This is a genomic window from Pseudoalteromonas luteoviolacea, assembly GCF_001696455.1.
Lineage (GTDB): Bacteria > Pseudomonadota > Gammaproteobacteria > Enterobacterales > Alteromonadaceae > Pseudoalteromonas > Pseudoalteromonas luteoviolacea_C.
This window is the reverse complement of record NZ_MAUJ01000074.1, coordinates 1-242: the sequence shown is the minus strand read 5'-3', so window position 1 is coordinate 242 and position 242 is coordinate 1. Positions and strand designations below refer to the sequence as shown.

The 242-nt window shown below is 49.2% G+C and carries 1 rRNA gene; it reads right to left on the bottom strand.

The annotated features are described in order from the left end of the window. Positions 1-242: ribosomal RNA gene (locus A7985_RS25560) — 23S ribosomal RNA — on the bottom strand; the annotation flags it as partial.

Below are 242 nucleotides of genomic sequence, written 5' to 3'. Positions count from 1 at the left end.
GGCTAATCCGATTTCGCTCGCCGCTACTTTCGGAATCTCGGTTGATTTCTTTTCCTCGGGGTACTTAGATGTTTCAGTTCTCCCGGTTTGCCTCTTACAGCTATGTATTCACTGCAAGATACCGCTATGCGGTGGGTTTCCCCATTCGGAAATCTAAGTCTCAAGTGCCTCTTACTGGCTTGACTTAGCTTATCGCAAGTTAGTACGTCCTTCATCGCCTCCAACTGCCAAGGCATCCACCG